The organism is Streptomyces sp. NPDC005774, assembly GCF_042871645.1.
Classification (GTDB): Bacteria; Actinomycetota; Actinomycetes; order Streptomycetales; family Streptomycetaceae; genus Streptomyces; species Streptomyces pratens.
This window is the reverse complement of sequence record NZ_JBIAIV010000005.1, coordinates 126,970-147,197: the sequence shown is the minus strand read 5'-3', so window position 1 is coordinate 147,197 and position 20,228 is coordinate 126,970. Positions and strand designations below refer to the sequence as shown.

Genomic DNA, 20,228 nt, shown 5'->3' with positions numbered 1-20,228 from the left:
GTGCGGTCACCGCCCCGGGCGCGGTAGCCGGCGCGGGGGTCCCGCCTCAGCGGATCAGGGCTGTTTCCCGGCTCATGTGGGACAGCTTCTCCGGGTTGCGTACGGCGTAGAGGCCGGTGACGAGGCCGCCCTCGACGCGGACCGTCAGGACGGTGTCGAGCTCGCCGTCGACCCGGAGGAGCAGTGCCGGGCGGCCGTTGACCTGGGCCGGCAGGAACGACGAACCGGCGGGAATCCTGCCCAGGCCCGCGGCCAGCAGGCGGGCCACCTTGTCGGCCCCGAGGATGGGCCGCAGCACGGCCTGTTTGACTCCGCCGCCGTCGCCCAGCAGGACGACATCCGGCGCGAGGATGTCGAGCAGGTTCTGCAGGTCCCCCGTCTCGACCGCCCGGCGGAACGCGTCGAGCGCCTTTCGGGAGTCCGCCGACGACACGTGTCCGCGCGGCCGGCGCGCCGCCACATGGCCCCGTGCGCGGTGTGCGATCTGGCGGACCGCGGCCGGTTTCCGGTCGACGGCCTCCGCGATCTCGTCGTACTCCAGGGCGAACACCTCGCGCAGCACGAACACCGCCCGCTCCGTCGGCGTGAGCGTCTCCAGCACCAGCATCATCGCCGTCGAGACGCTGTCGGCCAGCTCGACGTCCTCGGCCACGTCGGGCGTGGTGAGCAGCGGTGCGGGCAGCCAGGAGCCCACGTAGGACTCCTTGCGGCGGCCGAGCGTACGCAGCCGGTTCAGCGCCTGGCGCGTGGTGATCCGGACCAGGTACGCCCGCCGGTCCCGTACCGTGCCGAGGTCGACCCCCGACCACCGCAGCCAGGTCTCCTGCAGCACGTCCTCCGCGTCGACGGCCGAGCCCAGCATCTCGTAGGCGACCGTGAACAGGAGATTGCGGTGGCCGACGAACGCCTCGGTGGCGGGATCCGTCACCGCGTCGACCCCTGGACATTCGGCCGTGTGCTCGCTTCGCTCGCTCTTCACCGGACGCTCCCTCGCTTCCGACTGCGTCATGCGCACGGGACACCGGTCCCCGCGATCCTGTGACACCCGGCTGTCATGGCTTGTGTCACACGGCGGTTCCGTCACACGAAGCCGGCGGCCGGCGTCTCGTGTTCGTCCGATGCAACACCACCAGTGAGGACGAAGCCATGGAAGCCCGATTCGATCTGTTCGCCAACGAGATCGCGCTCAAGTTCGCCAAGCGGTTCGCCGGTGCCGGCCTGGTGATCCAGCAGTCGCCGCTGCCCCGGTCCACGCAGGAGCTGGTGTCGCTGCGCGCCAGCCAGATCAACGGCTGCGGTCACTGCATCGACATGCACACCAAGGAGGCCGCGGCCGCCGGTGAGACCGCGGTCCGGCTCCACCTGGTCGCCGCCTGGCGCGAGTCCACCGTGTTCACCGAGGCCGAGCAGGCCGCCCTGGCCCTTGCCGAGGAGGGCACCCGGCTCGGCGACGCCCACCACGGTGTCTCCGACGAGACCTGGGACCGGGTCCGCAAGCACTACGACGACGACCAGACCGCGGCGCTGGTCGCCCTGGTCGCCCTGATCAACGCGGCCAACCGGTTCGCCGTGATCGTGCGTCAGAAGGGAGGCTCGTACGAGCCGGGCATGTTCGCCCACACGTTCGATTGAGTGGAGGGTGGCGCTCGGCCCGCCGCACCTGATCGTGCTGTTTGCCTGAACACGCCGGGTGCATTGTTCCACGCAGGTGTTCCTCGACGTCCTTCGCGCCGCGAGGGGCGGTCCTGCACCCGTGGTGGCGGTAAGCCTGCCGTGAGGTTCTCGTAAAGCGACCTGAGGCTCTCGGTCGTGTCGCGGTCCGCCGGCCTCAGGGGCGGGCGGACCGGGCCCGCGGGCAGGCCGAGGGAGGTGAGGAGGGCCTTGGCCGTGACCGTGCCGGGCAGGCCGTTCGCCATCACCGCCTCGATCAGGGCGGTGGCCCGCTGCTGGAGACCGGCCGCGCGGGCCGTGTCGCCCGCGTCGAAGGCGTCCAGGACGGCGCGCAGGTGGTCCGGGACCACGTTCGCGACCGTACTGACGTACCCGGCGCCGCCGACGGCGTACAGGGCGAGGATGTGCTCGTCGCAGCCCGCGTAGTAGGCGAGATCGGTGCGGTCGAGGATCTTCTGGGCGGCCAGGAAGTCGTACGAGCAGTCCTTCACGGCCACGATCCGGGGATGCCCGGCGAGCCGCAGCATCGTGCCCGGTTCGATGCGGGTGCCCGTGCGGGCCGGGATGTCGTACAGGGTCAGGGGCAGGTCCGTGGCGTCCGCGACCTCGCAAAAGTACGCCTCGATGGCGTCCTGCGGCGGGCGGCTGTAGTACGGGGTGGCGACCAGGAGACCGTCGGCGCCCGCCTTCTCGGCCTCGCGGGCGAGTGCGACGGTGTGCGCGGTGTCGGCGGTGCCGACACCGGCGACGATCGAGGCGCGGCCGCCCACCGCCTCCCGCACCGCCGCGACGAGGGCGGACTTCTCGGCGTCCGTCGTGGTCGGGGACTCGCCCGTCGTACCGGACAGCACCAGGCCGTCGCAGCCGTGGCCCACCAAATGGTCGGCCAGACGCGCGGCGCCGTCCAGGTCCAGGGCTCCGGCGGAAGTGAACGGCGTGACCATGGCGCACAGGGCGCGGCCGAAGGGGGGCGTCGATGAGGTCATGGGGATAGTCTCTGCCCGATCAGTGTGTAGCTCCACTTAAATCTTCTACTTGCTATTGGTAAGTGTCGGTAATGGGTACTGCTCGGGATAGGCGCCGCGCGGTGCGGGTACTCGGAAAGCCCGACCGAGAGGAGGCGGAACACCGTGACCGCAACCATCGAGCGACCGCCGGTTCGCGACACGCGCAGCCGTGACGGCCACAGCCGTGCCGAATACAGCCATGACGAGCACAGCCATGATGAGCACAGCCATGACGAGCACAGTGTGGGCGAACTCGTCGGACAGGCCACCGAGCAGGTCTCCCGGCTGGTACGGCAGGAAGTGGCCCTGGCCAAGCTGGAGTTGGCCGAGAAGGGCCGCCGGGCCGGACGCGGCGGCGGCATGCTGGGCGGCGCGGGCGCCTTCGCCTATGCGGGCCTGCTCGCGGCGGCCTTCACCGGGGGTGCCGCGCTTTCTCTCGTCCTGCCGGTGTGGGCGGCAGCGCTGATCATCACGGCCGTGCTGTTCGTGATCGCCGGTGTGCTGGCCGCGCTCGGCCGGGAGCAGCTCAAGAAGGCCACGCCGGCCACCCCGGAACAGACGCTGGGCAGCGTGAAGGCGGACGTGGAGGAGATCAAGGGGAGGGCACACCGATGACGCGGGACGTGAACGGCGTGAACGCGCCTGCGAAGGCTGCGGATTCCGGTTCCGGGTCCCATATCGAGCCCGGGGCCGAGCAGGGCGCCGCCCGTGGGGCCAAGGGGCCCGACGAGCTGCGGCGGGAGATCGAGCGGACCCGGCACGAACTCGGCGACACGGTCGAGGAGTTGGCCGGGAAGATGGATGTCAAGAGAAACGCGCTGGCCCGCGTGGAGGATCTGCGTGACAGGGCCGGGGCGATGACCGTACAACTGCGGAGCAGCGCCACGCAGGCCCGGCTGGCCGGGACGCGGAAGCCATGGCCGGTGATGGTCGCCGGAGGGACGGCGGCCGGGCTGGCGGCGACGGCCGGGCTGGCGGTGCTGCGGCGGCGCGGGACGCACTGACGGCGGGAGCGGATCTCACCGGGGCTGGGCGGGCACGTACCGGAGGGCCGGACGGAGGCGTCCGGCCGGCCCTCCGGTACGGTTCACGCCCTACGGGCGGAAACGCAGGATCTGCGGGTCGTGGTCGCTGATCTGGTCGTGGAACTCGGTGTTGAGGTGCACGCTGTCGTACGTGAACGCCCCGCCGCGGCGGATCGACGGGCTGATCAGGATCTGGTCCAGGACCTGGCTGTTGCCCTGGTAGACGTACGAGTAACGCTCGCTCCGCGGCAGGGACTTGACCGCCGACCAGAGGGTGCCCCGGCCCTCGAGGATCTTCGTCGTCGTGGAGAACTCGAAGTCGTTGATGTCACCGAGGACGACGACGTCCGCGTTCTTCTGGACGGCGAGGATCTTCGCGGTGAAGTCGTGGACCTCCTTCGCCTGGAGGTGGCGCTGCGTCTCCGAGCCGCGCGACGGCGGCTGGTACTGCGACGTCAGGGCCTGGTCGCCGCCCTTGGAGGCGAAGTGGTTGGCGACCACGACGACCGTGCGGCCGCGGAAGACGAACTCGCCGGCCAGCGGCTTGCGGCTGTTCTCGAACGCCGCGGACCCGGGGGCGATACGGCCGGGAGAGACCGTCAGGGCCGCCTTGCCGCGCACCTTGGTGACGCCGGTGGCCGTCGTGGCGTCGCCGCCCGCGCGGTCGGTGAAGGAGACCCGCTCCGGGTTGAAGAGGAACACCTGGCGGATGTTGCCGCCCGGCTCACCGCCGTCGGCCTTGTCGGCCGGGTCGATCCCGCGCCAGTCGTAGCGCGGGCCGCCCGCCGCCTCGATCGCGTCGATCAGCCGGGCCACCGTCCGGTCGGCGGCCACCGTGCCGTCGTCGGTGGCGCCGTTGTTGTCCTGGATCTCCTCCAGGGACACGATGTCGGGCGACTTCAGGTTGCCCACGATCGCCTCGGCGTGCGCGGCGAACGTGTCGTCGGACGGGTCCAGGTTCTCCACGTTGTACGTGGCGACCGCCAGCTCGCCGGAACGCTGCGCGCGCGTCGACTCGCGCCGCAGGTTCCCGCTCTCCAGCGTGCCGAGTTCGCTCGCCACCAGCGTGTAGCCGCCGAACTGGTTGAAGTCCAGCGGGCCCGCGGTGGTGCCGGCGAGCGTGTCGCCGACGTTCGCGTCGGGGAAGTCCGCGGCCCGGCCCAGGGACTGGATCTGCAGGCGGCCGGTGTTCCGGTCGTCGTAGGACCCGTAGACCGTGCCGCCGCGGTGGTTGCGGTTCTCCTTCGGCTTCACCGTGACCCAGAGCTCGGCGTACGGGTCGGTGGCGCCGACCACCCTGGTGTCGGAGACCTGGACGTTCATGCCCTCCAGGGACTCGTAGAAGTCCAGGGCGTAGCGGTCGGGGCGCAGCGGCAGGGCGTTGACGGAGCCGTTCGCCGCGCCGTCCCCGGCCGGGGTGTAGGCGGCGGGGACGGACCTGGCGTCGATCCTGGTCGCGGCCGGGACCGGGTTGCCGCCGGAGACGACGGTGAACGTGGCGCGGGTGATCTCGGTCAGCGCCTGGTTGCCGGAGGACGTGCCGCCGGGGACGTACTCCGACACCGTGCCGGAGACCGTGACGGCGTCCCCGACGGCGACCCCCTGGGGGGTCGAACCCGTGTGGACGAAGACGCCCTCACTGGTGGCCGGGTCGGCGTCCGGCGTCGGATCCTGGATCCAGAATCCGCGAGACGAGCCGTAGGTGCGGACGCCGGTGACGATTCCGGCCACATCGGTGACCTGCTGCCCGGCGTACGGGGATATCCGGGTGTCGCCCTGGATGTCGTGGATGCGCACGGAGTCCGCGTGCGCGGGCGAGGCGAGGGTGATCGTGGACGCCGCGCACACGGCGGCGACGGTGAGCGCGGCGAGACGCGCGGACGACTTGCTCGGCAACGGATTCCCTCCGGGAATGTGATGAGTGCCGGGACGAGGGTGGAAAATCGTGTGACGCGTGGAGCGGGCGCGGGGTGCGGGTGACCTGCTGCGGGCGGGACCCCGCGACCTGCGTGGCCTCCCGTCCTCTCAGGATGCCCCTGCGGATGGCGTCCGCAGCCGGCCCACGAGTGGCGTCCGGGGCGGCCTCCACGGATGGCGTCCATGGTCGGCTTCCGGCTCCGGTGAACAACTGTCCGCCGATTTCTACGCGCGTCAATCTCCAGCCTGGCCAGACCACTTGTCAAGGTTTCGGCCATGCACGGCAGGTGACGCGGAGGTGAAGCGGGCGGCTTGGGCGGAAATCCGTCTAGGCTGAGTGGCCGAGTCGTCTCCGGGCCGGCCGGCCGGCTGCCGCCGGCTGCCCCCGACGTGACCCGACGGACAGACCCTAGGAGAAACAGCCGATGTCAGACAGCTCCATGCCGCCGGCGCGACTGCACCCCGAAGCGGAGCTGGCGCGCGAAGCACTGTCCACGCCGCTGCTGTCCCGGGCCGCCGGGCTCGCCCGCTGGGCCGGGCCCGAAACGCGGGTCGACGCCGGCGGCGGGCTCGTCGACGAGCAGCTGCCCGCGGCGGCCGAGGCACTCGGGCTGAGCGGCGAGGACGCCACCGCCGACGCCAGTGCCGCCTGGCGCGCCGCCGTGGACGCCGGGCTCGTCGACGTCGTCGACGAGGAGGAGGGCACCGTCACCGCGGGCGCCGACCTCGCGCTGCTCACCGGCGGCTCGCCGCAGGACGTCCTCACCGTGTGGCTCGCCGCCCTGGAGACGGTGCTCGCCGACGCGAGCGTGCCCGACCTGGACGGGCTCGTCGACGCCCTCGCCGCCGGGGACGGATCCGGCGAACTCGACCTCTCCTCGGTCGACTGGAACCCCGAGGCCGAGGCGGACTTCCTTGACGGGGTCCTCGGCAACCTGTATCTGCTGACCGTCGGCGAGGCGGGGCCCGCCGGCTCGCCGGTGCCGCTGCCCGCGCTGGCCGCCTCCGTGATCGTCCCCGACGACATGCCGGAGCCCACCAACGACGTGCTCCAGGAGGTGTCCGACGCGATGATGCGGCTGGACGACCGGTTCCGCCTGCTGGAGCCGGCCGGACTCGTGGAGTACCAGCCGGTCGACGAGGCGCTGCTGGCCGAGGGCGACGAGGAGCCCGCCCCGCCCCAGGACGACACCGACGTCACCCGCTACGGCGTGGTGCGGCTGACCCCGCTCGGCCTGTACGGGCTGCGCGCCCGCCTGCTGGAAGCGGGATTCGACGCCCCGGCGGTCGGGGACCTCACGGACAAGGGCGCCGACGCGCTGCTCGACCGCACCCCCGCCTTCCCGCCGGCGGCGGCCCACGCGGAGACCGAGCAGTGGCTCGCCCGCCGCGAACCCCTCGACGCAGCCCGGGAGTTGCTCGCCGCCGCGCGCGGCATCGACGAGAACGCGCCGCTGCGGCGGCTGCAGTGCCAGCAGGCGCTGGCGCTGGTCGGCGTCTCGGCCGAACCCGCCCTGCGCGAAGTGCTCGACGACGCGGAACTCGGCGGGCTGGCCCGGGTGTGGCTGACCGAGCACGGGGCGACGGACGTACCGCCGCCCTCCGAGGCCATGATCTTCTGGCTGACCATCGACACGGTGGCCGCACAGCTCGCGGCCGAGGGCAACTCCGAGGAGCTGCAGGCCCTGGTGGAGGGCCTGGCCCGCCAGCACAGCGGCTTCTTCGCCACCGCCTGGCGGGTGGAGCACCCGGCCACGGCGGACGTGCTGGAGGCGATGGGCCGGCTGCACCCGGACAAGGAGATCGCCAAGGCCGCACGCAAGGCCGCCTTCAAAGCACGCTCACAGCACGGGAGTTGACTCGCGGTGGAGGAGCCGAAAGGACAGCCGGCGCCCGCGCCGATGGCGGAGCGGGCCCGTCACTCCCGGTCGGTGTGCACGGGGGCGGACGTGCACCCCGGTGGGCGGGTGGAGTGAGCGGCGCGTCACCCCCGTTGAGCGGGCGCATCACACCCCGTTCGGTGAGCTGAGCGGAGCGGGCAGGCGTACACCCCGGTCGGCGAGCACAGCAAGCGACCGCGTACCCCGCTCGGTGGGCGAAGTGGACGCGGCCGCGCGTGGTTCACCGAAGTGGCCGCCGGCCGGCCCCGCGGAGTTCAACCGGTGTTCAGGCAGGGGCGCAAGCGTGACGGTGAACGAGACCTGACCCGTCACCCCCTCACGGCACCCCACCGTCACAGGAGGCTCCATGTCGCTCACCCGCAGGGACTTCGCCAGGACATCCGCGGTCGCCGGTGCCGGTGTCGCACTGGTGGGCAGTGTGGGCGCCCTCGCCTCCGCGCCGGGCGCCCTCGCCTCCCACGACGCCGAGAGCGCGGGGGAGGATCAGCAGGAGGCCCGGCACCAGCACCCCACGATCGGCTACGGCCCCCTGCTCCCCGATTCGGACGGCGTCCTCGCCCTGCCCGCCGGCTTCTCCTACCGCATCCTCACCCACTGCGGGAAGACCCGCCTGGAGTCCGGCGAGTACACCCCCGCCGAACACGACGGCACCGCCGCCTTCGAGGGTCCCCGCGGCACCACCCTCCTCGTGAACAACCACGAGATGGACGGCCCGCGCGACGAGGCGGAGCACCCCGTCCCGCTCGTCGAGGGCCTCGTCTACGACCCGGGCGCGCCCGGCGGCTGCACGATCGTCGAGGTGCGCCCCGACGGCAGCGTCGCCGAGTGGGTCGGCATCGCCGGCACGGCCGACAACTGCGCCGGCGGCAGCACCCCCTGGGGCACCTGGCTCACCTGCGAGGAGAACTCCGACCGGGCCGGCGAGAACGGCATGACCAAGGACCACGGCTACGTCTTCGAGGTCGACCCCGCCGACCGGCGCGCCAACCGCGACCCCGAGCCCCTGAAGTTCTTCGGCCGGTACGACCACGAGGCCGTCGTCATCGACCCCAAGCGCGGTCACGCCTACCTCACCGAGGACGCCGACGAGCCCAACGGCCTGTTCTTCCGCTGGACCCCGCCGCAGGACTTCCGCCACGGCCCCGGCAGGTTCCGCACCCTCGCCGACGACGCGGGCGTCCTCCAGGCGCCCAAGTGCTTCGACTCCGGCGGCCGGTTCGTCGACGACCTCTCCCGCGCCACCCGGACCGGCACGGTGTACGGCGTCGACTGGGTGGACGTGCCCGACCGCGACGCGCGGACCGTCTCCGTGCGCGAGCAGTTCGGGGCCGGCGAGATCACCCGTGCCCGCAAACTGGAGGGCATGTGGTGGGGCGACGGCGGGGCGTACTTCGTCTCCTCGTACGCCCGTGGGGAGAGCCCCGTCCAGCACGACGGCCAGGTCTGGTTCTACGACCCCCGGCGCCGCACCCTCACCCTCAAGGTCCTGCTCGGCGTCCACCGGAACCCGGCCGAGGACGGCGCCTTCGACGGCCCGGACAACATCACCGTCTCCCCGTACGGCGGACTGGTCATCGCCGAGGACGGCGAGGGCGTGCAGCACCTGTTCGGCGCCACCGACAGCGGACGCACCTACCCCGTCGCCCGCAACGAACTGAACATCGGCACCGAGGAGAAGCCGGAGTTCAGCGAGTTCACCGGCGTCACCTTCTCGCCCGACGGGAAGACCCTGTACGCCAACATCCAGGAACCGGGCATCCTGCTCGCCGTCACCGGCCCCTGGAAGCGCCAGAGGCGCCACTGAACCGACTGCCGGAACCAATTCGCCGGCCCGGTCCGTGGTCTTGTCGGGGTGCTCGCTGACATCCAGCATCTCAGTGGTGGAAACCATGCGACCCGTGCCGCGCACCCTGCTCAGGGATCGTGCCCATGCGACGATCCGGGACGCCATCGTGGCCGGGGAGATCGCACCCGGCGCGGTGGTGCGGGACGCCGGGATCGCCGAGCGGCTCGGGCTGTCCCGGGTGCCGGTACGCGAGGCGTTCGCGCGGCTGGTCGACGAAGGGCTGCTGGAGAGCAGGCCGCAGCGCTACACGCGGGTGACCCCGCTGGTCGCCCGCGACGTACGGGACGCGGCGGCCGTCGTCGGCCCTGTGCCGGGGCGCCCTGCGGCGGGACGCCGAGCCGAGCGACGTCCCGCGTCCGGCGCGTGTCGCGGCCGAGGCATCCGGACCGGCGGAGGGGGAGGGCCGGCACCTCCGCCGGTGCCAGGACCGCTGACGTACGGCTGTTACAGCGCCTGGGCGGCCGGTTTGACCATGCCCCTGACCGTGCGGGACTTCACGAAGTCGCCGATGGCGGTCATTTCCCACTCGCCGGAGAACTGGCGGACCAGCTTCGCCATCATCACGCCCGTCTGCGCTTCGGCGGAGGTGAGGTCGAAGCGGACCAGTTCCTCGCCGGTGGTGGCGTCCAGGAGGCGGCAGTACGCCTTGGCGACCTCGGTGAATTTCTGGCCGGAGAACGAGTTGACCGTGAAGACCAGGCCGGAGACCTCCATGGGGAGGCGGCCGAGGTCGACCGTGATCGTCTCGTCGTCCCCGCCGCCCTCGCCCGTGAGGTTGTCACCGGAGTGCTTGATCGCGCCGTTCACGATCTGCAGCTTGCCGAAGTAGCAGCTGTCGATGTGGTTGCGCTGCGGGCCGTACGCGATGACCGAGGCGTCCAGGTCGATGTCCTTGCCCCGGTACGCCGGCTCCCAGCCGAGGCCCATCCGGACCTGCGAGAGCAGCGGACGCCCGCCCTTCATCAGGGAGACGGTCTGGTTCTTCTGGAGGCTGACCCGGCCCTTGTCCAGGTTGATCTTCCCGGTGCCCGGCGCGGCGGGCGGTGCCGGGGGAGCGGCGGGCGCGGGCGGAGCCTGCGGGGCGGCCACCGGCGGGGCCGGCGGAGGGGGAGTGACCGGCTGGACCGGGGCGGCCGGCTGGGCGGGGGCGGCCGGTTCCTCGACCGTGACGCCGAAGTCGGTGGCGATGCCGGCCAGGCCGTTGGCGTAGCCCTGGCCGACCGCGCGGACCTTCCAGGCGCCGTTGCGCAGATAGACCTCGACGATCACCAGGGCGGTCTCGGCGCTGAGGCTCGGCGGAGTGAACGTGGCCAGGACGGCGTTGTCGTCCGCGCTCCGGATGGTGGCCGTCGGTTCGATGCCCTGGAAGGTCTGGCCCTGGGCGTCGGGGCTCGCGGTGACGACGATCTTCTCGATGCCCGGCGGGACGGCCGTGGTGTCGATCGTGATGGCGTCCGGGGCGCTGCCGCCGCCGGAGCGGTAGGTCACGCCGGGGCCCGCGGGCTGGTTGTAGAAGATGAAGTCGTCGTCGGAGCGCACCTTGCCGTCGGCGGTGAGCAGCAGGCCCGATACGTCGAGCCGCACCGGTGCGGCGACGTCCACCGCCACACGGGCGGTGGGAAGGGGGATGTTCGAGCCGGGGGTCATAGCTGTCATGCCGGGTGAACGAGCGGGGGCGTTTTGCCGTTCCCTTACCTGTGGTCCGAATGGGTCAGTGGCTCTCAGCCCCGGTTGCGGGGGTGGTCGCGGGCGGTGCGTTCGTTGCCGTGCTTGTAGTCGCCGGTCCAGCGGGCCATGACGAGCTGGGGGTCACCGGTGGCGACCTCGGTGAGGAAGCGGGCGGCGCGGTCACCGTTCAGGGTGGTCGCGGGGCGGTCGTGGTGGGTGATGCGCACGCTGCCGTCGGCGTGGGCCTCGTAGGCGAAGCCGTGGGGTCGGGGCATGCCGGGATGATATGGGGGCGGGGGCGGGGCGGCCCAGGGGTTTTCGCCCCCGGCGGCCCCTGCCCGGCGGCCCCGTCGTCCTCAGGAGGTCCGCTCGTCCGCCCCGTCGACCCGGGCCCGACCCATGGGGGCGCGACCGGGGCGACGGGAGCCGGCCCGGCTCCCGCTAGGGCACCACCACGATCTTCCTGCCCACACCCCTCGCGAACTGCTCCAGCGCCTCCGGGTACCGGTCCAGCGGCACACGGTCGCTGATGAAGACGTCCGGGTCCAGGACACCGGTCGCGAACAGCTCCGCCGCCCGCTCGTAGCTGTGCAGCACCGCCATCGACCCGGTGATCGTGATCTCCTGGTTGTAGATCCGGTACGGGTCGATCGTCACGCGGGTCGCGTAGTCGGCGACGCCGAACTGCAGGAAGGTGCCGGCCTTGGACACACGCTCCAGGCCGTCCTGGATCGCCGCCGCGTTGCCCGTGGCGTCGATGACGAGGTCCCAGCCCTGGGGGCGGTCCAGTTCGTCCGGGTTCGCCGCCGAGGCGGAGACGCCCAACTGCCGGGCGGTCTCCAGGCGGGCCGGGTTGAGGTCCACCATGTCCACACTCGCCGCGCCGGTCCGCTTGGCCAGCTCCAGCATCATCAGGCCCATGGTTCCGGAGCCGTAGATCAGGACGTGCGCGCCGAGGCGGGACTGCAGCACGTCGTAGCCGCGCACCGCGCAGGAGAGCGGTTCGATCAGGGCCGCGTCCTGGGTGCGGACGTGCTCGGGCAGCTTGACGCAGTTCGCCACCGGGGCCACCGCGTACTGGGCGGCCCCGCCCGCCGTGGTGACACCGATCGCCGCCCAGCGCTCGCACAGGTTGTTGTGGCCGGTACGGCAGTAGCGGCACTCGTAGCAGTACAGGGAAGGGTCCACGGCGACCTGGTCGCCGAGCGACACCTCGGTGACCTGGGAGCCGACGCCGACCACCTCGCCGGCGAACTCGTGCCCCGGCACGATCGGCAGCTTGGGCGCGAACTCGCCCTGCAGGATGTGCAGGTCCGTGCCGCACAGCCCGCAGGCCGCGACCTCGACGACGACCTCGCGGGGTCCTGGCGTCGGGTCGGGGACCTCGGCGACGACGGCCCGGCCCACGGACTCGATGACGGCGGCCTTCATTTCACGGCTCCCAACGACAGGCCCTGGACGAGTTTGTCCTGGGCGGCGAACCCCGCGGCGAGCACCGGCAGGGAGATGATGAGCGACGCGGCGCACACCTTGGCCAGGAACAGGCCCTGGCTGGTGATGAAGCCGGTCAGGAAGACGGGGGCGGTCTCGGCGACCACGCCCGTCAGGACCCGGGCGAACAACAGTTCGTTCCAGCTGAAGATGAAGCAGATCAGGGCCGTCGCCGCGATGCCGGGCATCGCCATCGGGGCGATGATGCGGGCCAGCACCGTCGGCAGCCGCGCCCCGTCGATCTGGGCGGCCTCGATCACCGCGACCGGGATCTCCGAGAGGAACGAGTGCATCATCCACACGGCGATCGGCAGGTTCATGGAGGTGTAGAGCAGGACGAGCAGCCAGATGTTGTCGAGCATCCCGGCGTTCTTGGCGAACAGGTAGATCGGCAGCAGGCCCGCCACGACCGGCAGCATCTTGGTGGAGAGGAAGAAGAACAGGACGTCCGTCCACCGCTTCACCGGGCGGATGGACAGGGCGTATGCCGCCGGGAGTGCGAGCAGCAGGACCAGGATCATCGAGGTCACGGACGCCACCGTCGAGTTGATCAGCGACGGCCAGGGGCTCGCGCCGCCGCCCGCGCCGAAGAACTCCCGGTAGCCGTCCAGGGTGAGGGCGGCGGCGAAGGACGGCGGGTTGGTGGCCGCGTCCTCCTCGGAGTGGAAGGACGTCAGGGCCATCCAGGCGATCGGCAGGAAGAAGATGATGCCGGCCAGCCAGGCCACCAGGCCGAGCCCCGCTCCCTTGCGGTTCCGGGTCCGCGGCCGGCCGCGGTCGGGTGCAGCGACGGTACTCATGCGCGGGACGCCTCCTCGCGGAACAGGGACGACACGACGCGCAGGGCGAAGGTCGCGATGATGATCGAGCCGATGACCACCAGGACACCGGCGGCCGAGGCCAGACCGTTCTCGTGGGCCTGGTAGAAGGTCTGGTACACGGTGTACGGGAGGTTGGCGGTGCCCAGGCCGCCGGACGTGATCGTGAAGACCGCGTCGAAGTTCTGCACGATGTAGATCGACCCGAGCAGGGCGCCCAGTTCGAGGTAGCGGCGCAGGTGGGGCAGGGTCAGATGGCGGAAGATCTGCCAGTCGCTCGCCCCGTCCACCCGGGCCGCCTCGATCTGCTCCTGGTCGCGGCTCTGCAGGCCGGCGAGCAGGATCAGCATCATGAACGGCGTCCACTGCCACACCAGCGCCGCCTCCACCGCGAGCAGCGGTGTGCCCGAGATCCAGTCGGGCTGCGGGCCGCCGACGTAGTGCAGCAGGCCGTTGAACAGGCCGTACTCGGGGTTGTAGAGAACGTGCTTCCACAGCAGGGCCGCCGCCACCGGCACCACCAGGAACGGGGCGATGAGCAGGGTGCGGACGATGCCCCGGCCGCGGAACTTCCGGTCGAGCAGCAGGGCCAGCAGCAGTCCGAGGACCAGGCTGGCGAGGACGACCGCCACCGTCAGCAGGATCGTCGTCCACACCGACCGGCGCAGATCGGAGTCGCCGAGGACCTCACCGTAGTTCGCGAAACCGGCGAACTCCCGGGCGTCGGGGTAGAGGGAGTTCCAGTCGAAGAAGGAGATCACCAGAGTCGCCACGAAGGGCAGCTGGGTCACCGCGATCATGAAGATCAGGGCGGGCAGCAGCGGGGCCCTGGTGGCCCAGCCGCGCAGCCGGTCGGAGCGCCGGTGGCCGCCGGGGCGGGTTTCCGGGGCGGCCACGGGGGCCGTTGTCGTGGCGGTCATCGTCCCTCGTACTCCTCGGAGATCTCTTCGGCGAGCTGCTGGGACTTCTTCAGAGCCGATTCGACGGACTGGCGTCCGGCGATGGCCGCGCTGATCTCCTGGGAGACCTGGGTGCCGAGGTCCGTGAACTCGGGGATGCCGACGAACTGGATGCCGGGCGCGGGCCGCGGCTGCACGCCCGGGTCGTCCGGGCGGGCCTGCTCGAGGGCCTTCCTGGTCATCTCCTGGAAGGCCCCGGCCTCCGCGCGGTAGTCGGGGTTCTCGTAGGTGGAGGCGCGCTTGCCGGCCGGGACGTTCGACCAGCCGATCTCGTCGCCGACCAGCTGCTCGTACTCCTTGCCGGAGGCCCAGGAGACGAACTTCCAGGCGTTGTCCGGGTTCCGGGAGGCGTTCTGGATGCCCCAGGCCCAGGTGTAGAGCCAGCCTGCCGACTCCGTCTTCTCCACGGGGGCGGGGGCGTAGCCCATCTTTCCCTTGACGGGGGAGTTGGCGGATTCCAGGGAGCCGGCCGCGGAGGTGGCGTCGTACCACATGGCGGTCTTGCCCTGGGTGGTGTTGTTCAGGCACTCGGCGAAGCCGGACTGGGCGGCACCCGCCTCACCGTGTTCGCGGACCAGGTCGACATAGAACTTCGTGGCCTCGAGCCACTCCGGGGAGTCCAGGCGGGCGTTCCAGTCCTCGTCGAACCAGGTGCCGCCGAAGGTGTTCACCACGGTCGTCAGCGGTGCCATGACCTCGCCCCAGCCGGGCAGCCCGCGCAGACAGATGCCCTTCATGCCGGGCTCGGCCCCGTCGAGCTTCGCGGCGATCTCGCCCACCTCCTGCCAGGTGGGGTTGGCGGGCATCGTCAGGCCCTCCCGCTCGAGGAGGTCCTTGCGGTACATCAGGAACGAGGACTCGCCGTAGAAGGGCTGGCCGTAGAGCTTGCCGTCGTCCCCGGTGAGGGACTGCCGCATCGGCTTCAGGACGTCCTGCTCGTCGTAGCCGGGGTCCTCGCCGACGTACGGGTCCATCTCCTTGAGCCAGCCGTTGCGGGCGTAGATCGGGATCTCGTAGTTGGACAGGGTGGCGACGTCGTACTGGCCGGCCTGGTTGGCGAAGTCCTGGCTGATCTTGTCGCGGACGTCGTTCTCCGGCAGCACGGTGAAGTTCACCTTGATGCCGGTGTCCTTGGTGAAGTGCGCGGCGGTGAGCTTCTGCAGCTCCACCATCTGCGGGTTGTTGACCATCAGGACATTGACGGCATCACCGCCGGATCCGGCCCCGCCCGCTCCGACCCAGCAGCCGGAGAGCAGCGGGGCGAGCAGCGTCCCTGCGGCGACCGCGGCGAGTGTGGCTCGCGGCGGCCTCCGTCGGCTCTGGGTTCGCATGGATCACTCCTGGACGTAGGGGGAGGTATCGGGCGTCGCCTGGGTGGGTCGGCCCACGGGGGGTGGAACTCTGTGCTGTGAATCGATGCACCGGTGAACTCGTGAACTGGTGAATCGGTGGGCGGCGGGAATCGTGTGGTACGTGGTGCGGCCCGCGGTGCCGTGGTCCGGTCAGACGCGGATGACCTGGGGGCCCAGCAGGGAGTAGCGGTGGGCCTCGGACGCCGGGAGCAGCGTGTTCGTGACGATCGCCTCCAGCACGCCGACGTCGGCGAACCGGCAGAAGCTGACCGCCCCGAACTTGCTGTGGACGCCCGCGAACACCACTCGGCGGGAGGCCCGCACCGCCTGTGCCTTGACCTCGCTGACCGCCGGGTCGGGCGTGGTCAGACCGTGTTCGCGCGAGATGCCGTTGGCGCCGATGAACGCCAGGTCGATGACGAAACCGGAGAGCATCTTCGTCGTCCAGTGGTCGACGGTGGCAAGGGTGCCGGAGCGGACCCGGCCACCGAGCAGCAGGACGGACACGGTGCCGGTCTCGGCGAGCGCGCCCGCGACCGGCAGGGAGGCGGTGACCACGGTGAGTGCCCGGTCCCGGGGCAGCGCCTCGGCGATGAGCTGCGGGGTGAAGCCCTCGTCGACGAACACCGTCTCCGCGTCGCCCAGCAGCTCGGCCGCCGCGTTCGCGACCCGCCGCTTCTCGGCCACATGGCTGGTGGCACGGAAGGCGAGCGTGGTCTCGAAGGCGGCGCTCTCCACGGGGTAGGCGCCGCCGTGGGTGCGGCGGACCAGGCCGTGGTCCTCCAGGGCGCGCAGATCCCGCCGTACGGTCTCCTTGGCCACGCCCAGATCGGCGGCGAGCGCCGTCACGTCGACCGAGCCGGTGGCGCGCGCCACCCGCACGATCTCGCGCTGGCGCTCCTCGGCCGTTCTGTCGTTCATGGCCGCACCCCCCGCTTCCTGCGTCGATTGCCCGTTCGGGCCCTTTGGGGCCCTTGCGAGAAGTTGTACAGCGGGTACGCGAACCTGACCAGGCCTGTTACGTGACCGGTACTGCCCGTTTGCGCCCGTTCGACTCGGGCGATGCCCGCCTCGGACCTGGGGGAGAGGCGGTCGGGGGCGGGGAATCGGGCATCGCTGGTGCCCGAATGCGGCAGCGGGCGGGCCCGTTCGGTGCCCGCCCGCCGCTGGGGACGTCGATTTTCCGCCACGACCGTGCGTGCGGATGTCGTCGATTCCGTGCAGTGGTGCTGGTTTCGTGCAGTGGCGCTGCCGGTGCCGTCAGTACGGCCAGATCGGCGGGTCGGTGACGAAGTGCCCGCCGAGGCGTGCCTGTGCCGGGTCGGCCGGATCCAGTTCGCCCTGCTCGGCGACGAGCTTCGCGGCGAACGGCTCGGAGTCGTCCCGCGGGTCGTAACCGAGAGCCCGCGCGGAGGTGAGGTCCCACCACAGCCGGGTGTTGTCGGACGAGCCGTGCACGACCGTGTGGCCGACGCCCTCGGCGGTCAGGGCCGCGTGGAAGAGACGGGCGCCGTCGGCGGGGCTCATCCACACCGAGAGCATCCGCACGCTGGTCGGCTCGGGGAAGCAGGAGCCGATGCGCACGGAGACGGTCTCCAGGCCGTGCTTGTCCCAGTACAGCTGGGCGAGGTCCTCGCCGAAGCACTTGGACAGACCGTAGAAGGTGTCCGGGCGGCGCGGGGTGTCGATGGGGATGAGGGGGTCGTCGCCCTGTGGGCGCGGGGTGTAGCCGACGGCGTGGTTGGAGGAGGCGAAGACGATGCGCCCCACGCCCTCCTCGCGCGCGGCTTCGTAGAGGTGGTAGGTGCCTTCGATGTTCGCCGCGAGAATCTTCTCGAAGGAGGCTTCCAGGGAGATGCCCGCGAGATGGATGATCGCGTCGACCCCGCGGACCGCCTCGCGCACGGCCTCCCGGTCGGCCAGATCCGCCACGATCGCGTCCGGCTCCCCCTCGACGGGCCGCAGGTCGAGCAGGCGCAGCTGGTAACCGTAGTCCGGGAGCAGGCCCCGCATCAGGGTGCCGAGGCCGCCGGCGGCACCGGTGAGCAGGACGGTGCGGGGAGCGGGCATCAAGGATCTCCTTGCGTCACCGGCCGTGCATGTGTGCGCACGGCATTCATAAGCGTGGACACGGTAAGGAGGTGGCCCGCCGCCCGTCAAGTATCCCCCACCCTCCTGTGGGGTGGGGGAATCGGCTGGTGCGTGACGGGTCGGCGTGCTTGACCGGCGTCCCGGGGGCGCTCTAGCGTGGCATCGTTCAGAGATGTAGACGTCAATCAAGAATATGGACCTGGGAGAGCTTGTGACGCCAGCCCCTCTCGCCGCCCCCCTCGCAGCCCGACTCGCCATCCCCAGCGGACCGCTGTTCTTCCCGGTCACCGCCTACGGACCCGACGGCTCCGTCGACCTCGAGACCTACCGGCTCCATGTGCGCGGCGGGGTCGAGGCCGGTGCCGCCGCCGTCTTCGCCTGCTGCGGCACCGGGGAGTTCCACGCCCTGACGCTCGAGGAGTTCGAGGCGTGCGTGCGGGTCGCCGTCGAGGCGGCCGACGGACGGGTCCCGGTCGTCGCGGGCGCCGGGTACGGCACCGGCCTCGCGGTGCGCTGGGCCTCCCTCGCCGAGCGGGCCGGGGCGGACGGGCTGCTCGCCATGCCGCCCTACCTGGTGCGGGCCCCCCAGACCGGACTGGTGCGGCACTACCGGGAGCTGGCCGCCGCGACCTCCCTGCCGGTGATCGTCTACCAGCGCGACAACGCCCTGTTCACGCCCGAGAGCGTCGTCGAACTGGCCCGCACCGAGGGGATCGTCGGACTCAAGGACGGCCACGGCGACCTCGACCACATGCAGCGGATCATCAGCGCGGTACGCACCGAAGCCCCCGGTGACTTCCTGTACTTCAACGGGCTGCCCACCGCCGAACAGACCCAGCTCGCCTACCGCGCCCTCGGCGTCACCCTCTACTCGTCCGCGGTGTTCTGCTTCGTGCCCGAGATCGCCCTCGCCTGCCACCGGGCCCTGCACACCGGCGACCGGGCCACCGTGGACCGCCTGCTCGACGGCTTCTACCGGCCCTTCGTCGAACTGCGCGACCAGGGCCACGGATACGCCGTCTCCCTGGTCAAGGCCGGGGTGCGGCTGCGCGGCCTGGACGTGGGCGAGGTCCGGCCGCCGCTCGACGAACCGGCCGGGGATCATGTCGAGCGACTCGCTCAGCTGATCGAGCGGGGACTCGCACTGATCGAGGAGGCCAAGTGAAGGCATCGGCGTTCGTCTACCCCTGGGACGTCAACGGGGACCCGGAAGCCCCCGCGCGGATCGTCGGGCTCGGCGTGGCACAGGCGACCCTCGCCTCCGCCTACCACTCCACGCGCGCGCTGACCCCCCGTCACCCGCGCCACCGTATCGTCACCGCCGAGCACGCGGCCGTCCTCTACCCGCCCGGCGCCCACTGGGCCGACCGCACCCCGCGCCCGTACCCCTCTGGCGACTGGGCCCCCGGCGACGCCTTCGGCGAGGCCGCCGCGGCGCTCGCGGACGCGGGCCTGAAGGTGCACACCTGGGTCGTGCTCGCGCACAACTCCCGCCTCGGCGCCGACCATCCGGACACCTCGGTCGTCAACGCCTACGGCGACCGCTACCCGTGGGCACCCTGCATCGCACAGCCCGCCACCCGCGCGTACCTGACCGCCCTGGCCGCGGAGGCGGCGGTACGGCCCGGGGCGCGCGGCACCGAACTGGAATCCCTCGGCTGGTACGGACTCGCGCATCTGCACGCCCACGACAAGACCGCAGGGGTCGGCCTCGGGGACGCCGGGCAGTACCTGATGTCCCTGTGCTTCTGCCCGTCCTGCCGCGAGGGCTACGGGGCTCAGGGCCTGGACGCCGGCGAACTGGCCGCGACCGTACGGGCCGCCCTGGAACCGGTGTGGCGGGGGGCGCCCTCCGACGGAGGCTGGGCGGGAGTCGGCAAGCTCCTCGGCGAGGAGACGGCGGCCGCCACGCGTGCATGGCGCGACGCGACGGCCCGCACGCTCCAGGAAGCGGCGGTCCGGGCGGTACGCGACGCGGCACCCGAGGGCTTCCAGGTCCTGCTGCACGCGGACCCGGTGTCGTACCACTGCGGCGCCAACGCCGGCGTCGACCCCGCGCACATCCTCTCCGTCGCCGACGGCGTGGTCGTCCCCTGCACCGGCGGCCCCGCCCCGTTGACACCGTTCGCACGGGAGGCGCGGGAGAACCGTCCGGACGCCGTCCTCGCCGCCAACTTCACCGTGGTCTCCGGCATGGGCGGCAGCCCCGGCACCCTCGCCGCGGACGCGGCCGAGGCCCGCCGCCTCGGCGCGACGCAGCTGCGGCTGTATCACGCGGGACTGGCGTCGGACGGCGACCTGGAAGCGGTGCGCTCGGCGCTCACCGCACTCTGAAACAGGGCCACCGCGACCGCCGACAGTGCGCACCCCAGGGCGATCAGCAGCAGTCGGTGGTCGAGCAGTTCGACCAGCGCCGCGCCGGCCGCGAGACCCAGCACGTTCGGGGGGATACGCCAGAGTGGTGGGGGTGCCGTTAACGAGC

At 71.7% G+C, this 20,228-nt stretch carries 17 protein-coding genes and 2 pseudogenes; 8 read left to right on the top strand and 11 right to left on the bottom strand.

Going from position 1 to position 20,228, the window contains the following annotated elements:
• Positions 1-46 precede the first annotated feature (46 nt).
• The gene (locus tag ACFYQA_RS07230; protein ID WP_388912742.1) at positions 47-1,009 is read right to left on the bottom strand and encodes an RNA polymerase sigma-70 factor; all 963 of its coding nucleotides are present in this window, start codon (positions 1,007-1,009) and stop codon (positions 47-49) included.
• A gap of 137 nt (positions 1,010-1,146) precedes the next feature.
• Here ACFYQA_RS07230 and ACFYQA_RS07225 point away from each other — a divergent pair, with 137 nt between their 5' ends.
• Positions 1,147-1,632 (top strand): carboxymuconolactone decarboxylase family protein, encoded by a 486-nt coding sequence (locus ACFYQA_RS07225; RefSeq protein WP_388912739.1) that lies wholly within the window; start codon positions 1,147-1,149, stop codon positions 1,630-1,632.
• Positions 1,633-1,769: 137 nt separating this feature from the next.
• On the opposite strand, the pseudogene dapA reads toward ACFYQA_RS07225, so the two are convergent.
• A pseudogene (dapA, locus tag ACFYQA_RS07220) lies at positions 1,770-2,657 on the bottom strand (4-hydroxy-tetrahydrodipicolinate synthase); the annotation flags it as partial.
• A 264-nt stretch (positions 2,658-2,921) separates the two neighbouring features.
• On the opposite strand from dapA, the gene ACFYQA_RS07215 reads away from it, so the two are divergent.
• Positions 2,922-3,293: a phage holin family protein gene (locus ACFYQA_RS07215; protein WP_388913023.1), complete on the top strand. Its 372-nt coding sequence runs from the start codon at positions 2,922-2,924 to the stop codon at positions 3,291-3,293.
• The gene (locus ACFYQA_RS07210) at positions 3,290-3,682 is read left to right on the top strand and encodes a DUF3618 domain-containing protein (RefSeq protein ID WP_388912737.1); all 393 of its coding nucleotides are present in this window, start codon (positions 3,290-3,292) and stop codon (positions 3,680-3,682) included. Before ACFYQA_RS07215 ends, ACFYQA_RS07210 begins: the two co-directional genes overlap by 4 nt.
• Positions 3,683-3,772: 90 nt before the next feature.
• On the opposite strand, the gene ACFYQA_RS07205 is transcribed toward ACFYQA_RS07210, so the two are convergent.
• A complete protein-coding gene (locus ACFYQA_RS07205; protein ID WP_388912734.1) occupies positions 3,773-5,599 on the bottom strand; it encodes an endonuclease/exonuclease/phosphatase family protein in 1,827 nt (608 codons plus the stop codon).
• Between the two features lie 446 nt (positions 5,600-6,045).
• Between ACFYQA_RS07205 and ACFYQA_RS07200 the strand changes: the two genes are divergently transcribed.
• The 3 genes and pseudogenes from ACFYQA_RS07200 to ACFYQA_RS07190 form a co-directional block, all read left to right on the top strand.
• A complete protein-coding gene (locus tag ACFYQA_RS07200) occupies positions 6,046-7,479 on the top strand; it encodes a hypothetical protein (RefSeq protein WP_388912732.1) in 1,434 nt (477 codons plus the stop codon).
• Positions 7,480-7,867: 388 nt separating this feature from the next.
• Positions 7,868-9,325 (top strand): alkaline phosphatase PhoX, encoded by a 1,458-nt coding sequence (locus ACFYQA_RS07195; protein ID WP_388912729.1) that lies wholly within the window; start codon positions 7,868-7,870, stop codon positions 9,323-9,325.
• Positions 9,326-9,401: 76 nt separating this feature from the next.
• Positions 9,402-9,671: pseudogene (locus ACFYQA_RS07190) on the top strand (GntR family transcriptional regulator); the annotation flags it as partial.
• Positions 9,672-9,811: 140 nt separating this feature from the next.
• On the opposite strand, the gene ACFYQA_RS07185 reads toward ACFYQA_RS07190, so the two are convergent.
• The 8 genes from ACFYQA_RS07185 to ACFYQA_RS07150 all read right to left on the bottom strand — a co-directional run bounded on the left by ACFYQA_RS07185 (position 9,812) and on the right by ACFYQA_RS07150 (position 17,725).
• Positions 9,812-11,014 carry a TerD family protein gene (locus tag ACFYQA_RS07185; RefSeq protein ID WP_388913020.1) on the bottom strand — a complete coding sequence of 401 codons (1,203 nt, stop codon included), beginning with the start codon at positions 11,012-11,014 and terminating at the stop codon, positions 9,812-9,814.
• Positions 11,015-11,088: 74 nt separating this feature from the next.
• The gene (locus ACFYQA_RS07180) at positions 11,089-11,310 is read right to left on the bottom strand and encodes a hypothetical protein (RefSeq protein ID WP_388912726.1); all 222 of its coding nucleotides are present in this window, start codon (positions 11,308-11,310) and stop codon (positions 11,089-11,091) included.
• Between the two features lie 166 nt (positions 11,311-11,476).
• Complete coding sequence (locus ACFYQA_RS07175) at positions 11,477-12,466, bottom strand: zinc-dependent alcohol dehydrogenase family protein (RefSeq protein ID WP_388912724.1); 990 nt, start codon at positions 12,464-12,466, stop codon at positions 11,477-11,479.
• Positions 12,463-13,326 carry a carbohydrate ABC transporter permease gene (locus ACFYQA_RS07170; protein WP_388912721.1) on the bottom strand — a complete coding sequence of 288 codons (864 nt, stop codon included), beginning with the start codon at positions 13,324-13,326 and terminating at the stop codon, positions 12,463-12,465. The genes ACFYQA_RS07175 and ACFYQA_RS07170 overlap by 4 nt, the downstream gene beginning before the upstream one ends.
• Complete coding sequence (locus ACFYQA_RS07165) at positions 13,323-14,264, bottom strand: carbohydrate ABC transporter permease (protein ID WP_388912718.1); 942 nt, start codon at positions 14,262-14,264, stop codon at positions 13,323-13,325. The genes ACFYQA_RS07170 and ACFYQA_RS07165 overlap by 4 nt, the downstream gene beginning before the upstream one ends.
• A complete protein-coding gene (locus ACFYQA_RS07160) occupies positions 14,261-15,634 on the bottom strand; it encodes an ABC transporter substrate-binding protein (protein ID WP_388912715.1) in 1,374 nt (457 codons plus the stop codon). Before ACFYQA_RS07160 ends, ACFYQA_RS07165 begins: the two co-directional genes overlap by 4 nt.
• Before the next feature lie 171 nt (positions 15,635-15,805).
• On the bottom strand, positions 15,806-16,576 hold the full coding sequence (locus ACFYQA_RS07155) for a DeoR/GlpR family DNA-binding transcription regulator (RefSeq protein WP_386406591.1): 771 nt from the start codon (positions 16,574-16,576) through the stop codon (positions 15,806-15,808).
• Between the two features lie 339 nt (positions 16,577-16,915).
• The gene (locus ACFYQA_RS07150; RefSeq protein ID WP_388912712.1) at positions 16,916-17,725 is read right to left on the bottom strand and encodes an NAD-dependent epimerase/dehydratase family protein; all 810 of its coding nucleotides are present in this window, start codon (positions 17,723-17,725) and stop codon (positions 16,916-16,918) included.
• A gap of 214 nt (positions 17,726-17,939) precedes the next feature.
• Between ACFYQA_RS07150 and ACFYQA_RS07145 the strand changes: the two genes are divergently transcribed.
• Both ACFYQA_RS07145 and ACFYQA_RS07140 read left to right on the top strand, forming a co-directional pair.
• On the top strand, positions 17,940-18,911 hold the full coding sequence (locus ACFYQA_RS07145; RefSeq protein WP_388912709.1) for a 5-dehydro-4-deoxyglucarate dehydratase: 972 nt from the start codon (positions 17,940-17,942) through the stop codon (positions 18,909-18,911).
• A complete protein-coding gene (locus ACFYQA_RS07140) occupies positions 18,908-20,080 on the top strand; it encodes a hypothetical protein (protein ID WP_388912706.1) in 1,173 nt (390 codons plus the stop codon). The genes ACFYQA_RS07145 and ACFYQA_RS07140 overlap by 4 nt, the downstream gene beginning before the upstream one ends.
• Positions 20,081-20,228 lie beyond the last annotated feature (148 nt).

Bases quoted from the DNA above. Each gene is read 5' to 3' on its own strand.
- ACFYQA_RS07165 (WP_388912718.1), bottom strand. From the start codon at position 14,264: ATGACCGCCACGACAACGGCCCCCGTGGCCGCCCCGGAAACCCGCCCC.
- ACFYQA_RS07170 (WP_388912721.1), bottom strand. From the start codon at position 13,326: ATGAGTACCGTCGCTGCACCCGACCGCGGCCGGCCGCGGACCCGGAAC.
- ACFYQA_RS07145 (WP_388912709.1), top strand. From the start codon at position 17,940: ATGGACCTGGGAGAGCTTGTGACGCCAGCCCCTCTCGCCGCCCCCCTC.
- ACFYQA_RS07200 (WP_388912732.1), top strand. From the start codon at position 6,046: ATGTCAGACAGCTCCATGCCGCCGGCGCGACTGCACCCCGAAGCGGAG.
- ACFYQA_RS07185 (WP_388913020.1), bottom strand. From the start codon at position 11,014: ATGACCCCCGGCTCGAACATCCCCCTTCCCACCGCCCGTGTGGCGGTG.
- ACFYQA_RS07180 (WP_388912726.1), bottom strand. From the start codon at position 11,310: ATGCCCCGACCCCACGGCTTCGCCTACGAGGCCCACGCCGACGGCAGC.
- ACFYQA_RS07230 (WP_388912742.1), bottom strand. From the start codon at position 1,009: ATGACGCAGTCGGAAGCGAGGGAGCGTCCGGTGAAGAGCGAGCGAAGC.
- ACFYQA_RS07195 (WP_388912729.1), top strand. From the start codon at position 7,868: ATGTCGCTCACCCGCAGGGACTTCGCCAGGACATCCGCGGTCGCCGGT.
- ACFYQA_RS07225 (WP_388912739.1), top strand. From the start codon at position 1,147: ATGGAAGCCCGATTCGATCTGTTCGCCAACGAGATCGCGCTCAAGTTC.
- ACFYQA_RS07160 (WP_388912715.1), bottom strand. From the start codon at position 15,634: ATGCGAACCCAGAGCCGACGGAGGCCGCCGCGAGCCACACTCGCCGCG.
- ACFYQA_RS07210 (WP_388912737.1), top strand. From the start codon at position 3,290: ATGACGCGGGACGTGAACGGCGTGAACGCGCCTGCGAAGGCTGCGGAT.
- ACFYQA_RS07175 (WP_388912724.1), bottom strand. From the start codon at position 12,466: ATGAAGGCCGCCGTCATCGAGTCCGTGGGCCGGGCCGTCGTCGCCGAG.
- ACFYQA_RS07155 (WP_386406591.1), bottom strand. From the start codon at position 16,576: ATGAACGACAGAACGGCCGAGGAGCGCCAGCGCGAGATCGTGCGGGTG.
- ACFYQA_RS07150 (WP_388912712.1), bottom strand. From the start codon at position 17,725: ATGCCCGCTCCCCGCACCGTCCTGCTCACCGGTGCCGCCGGCGGCCTC.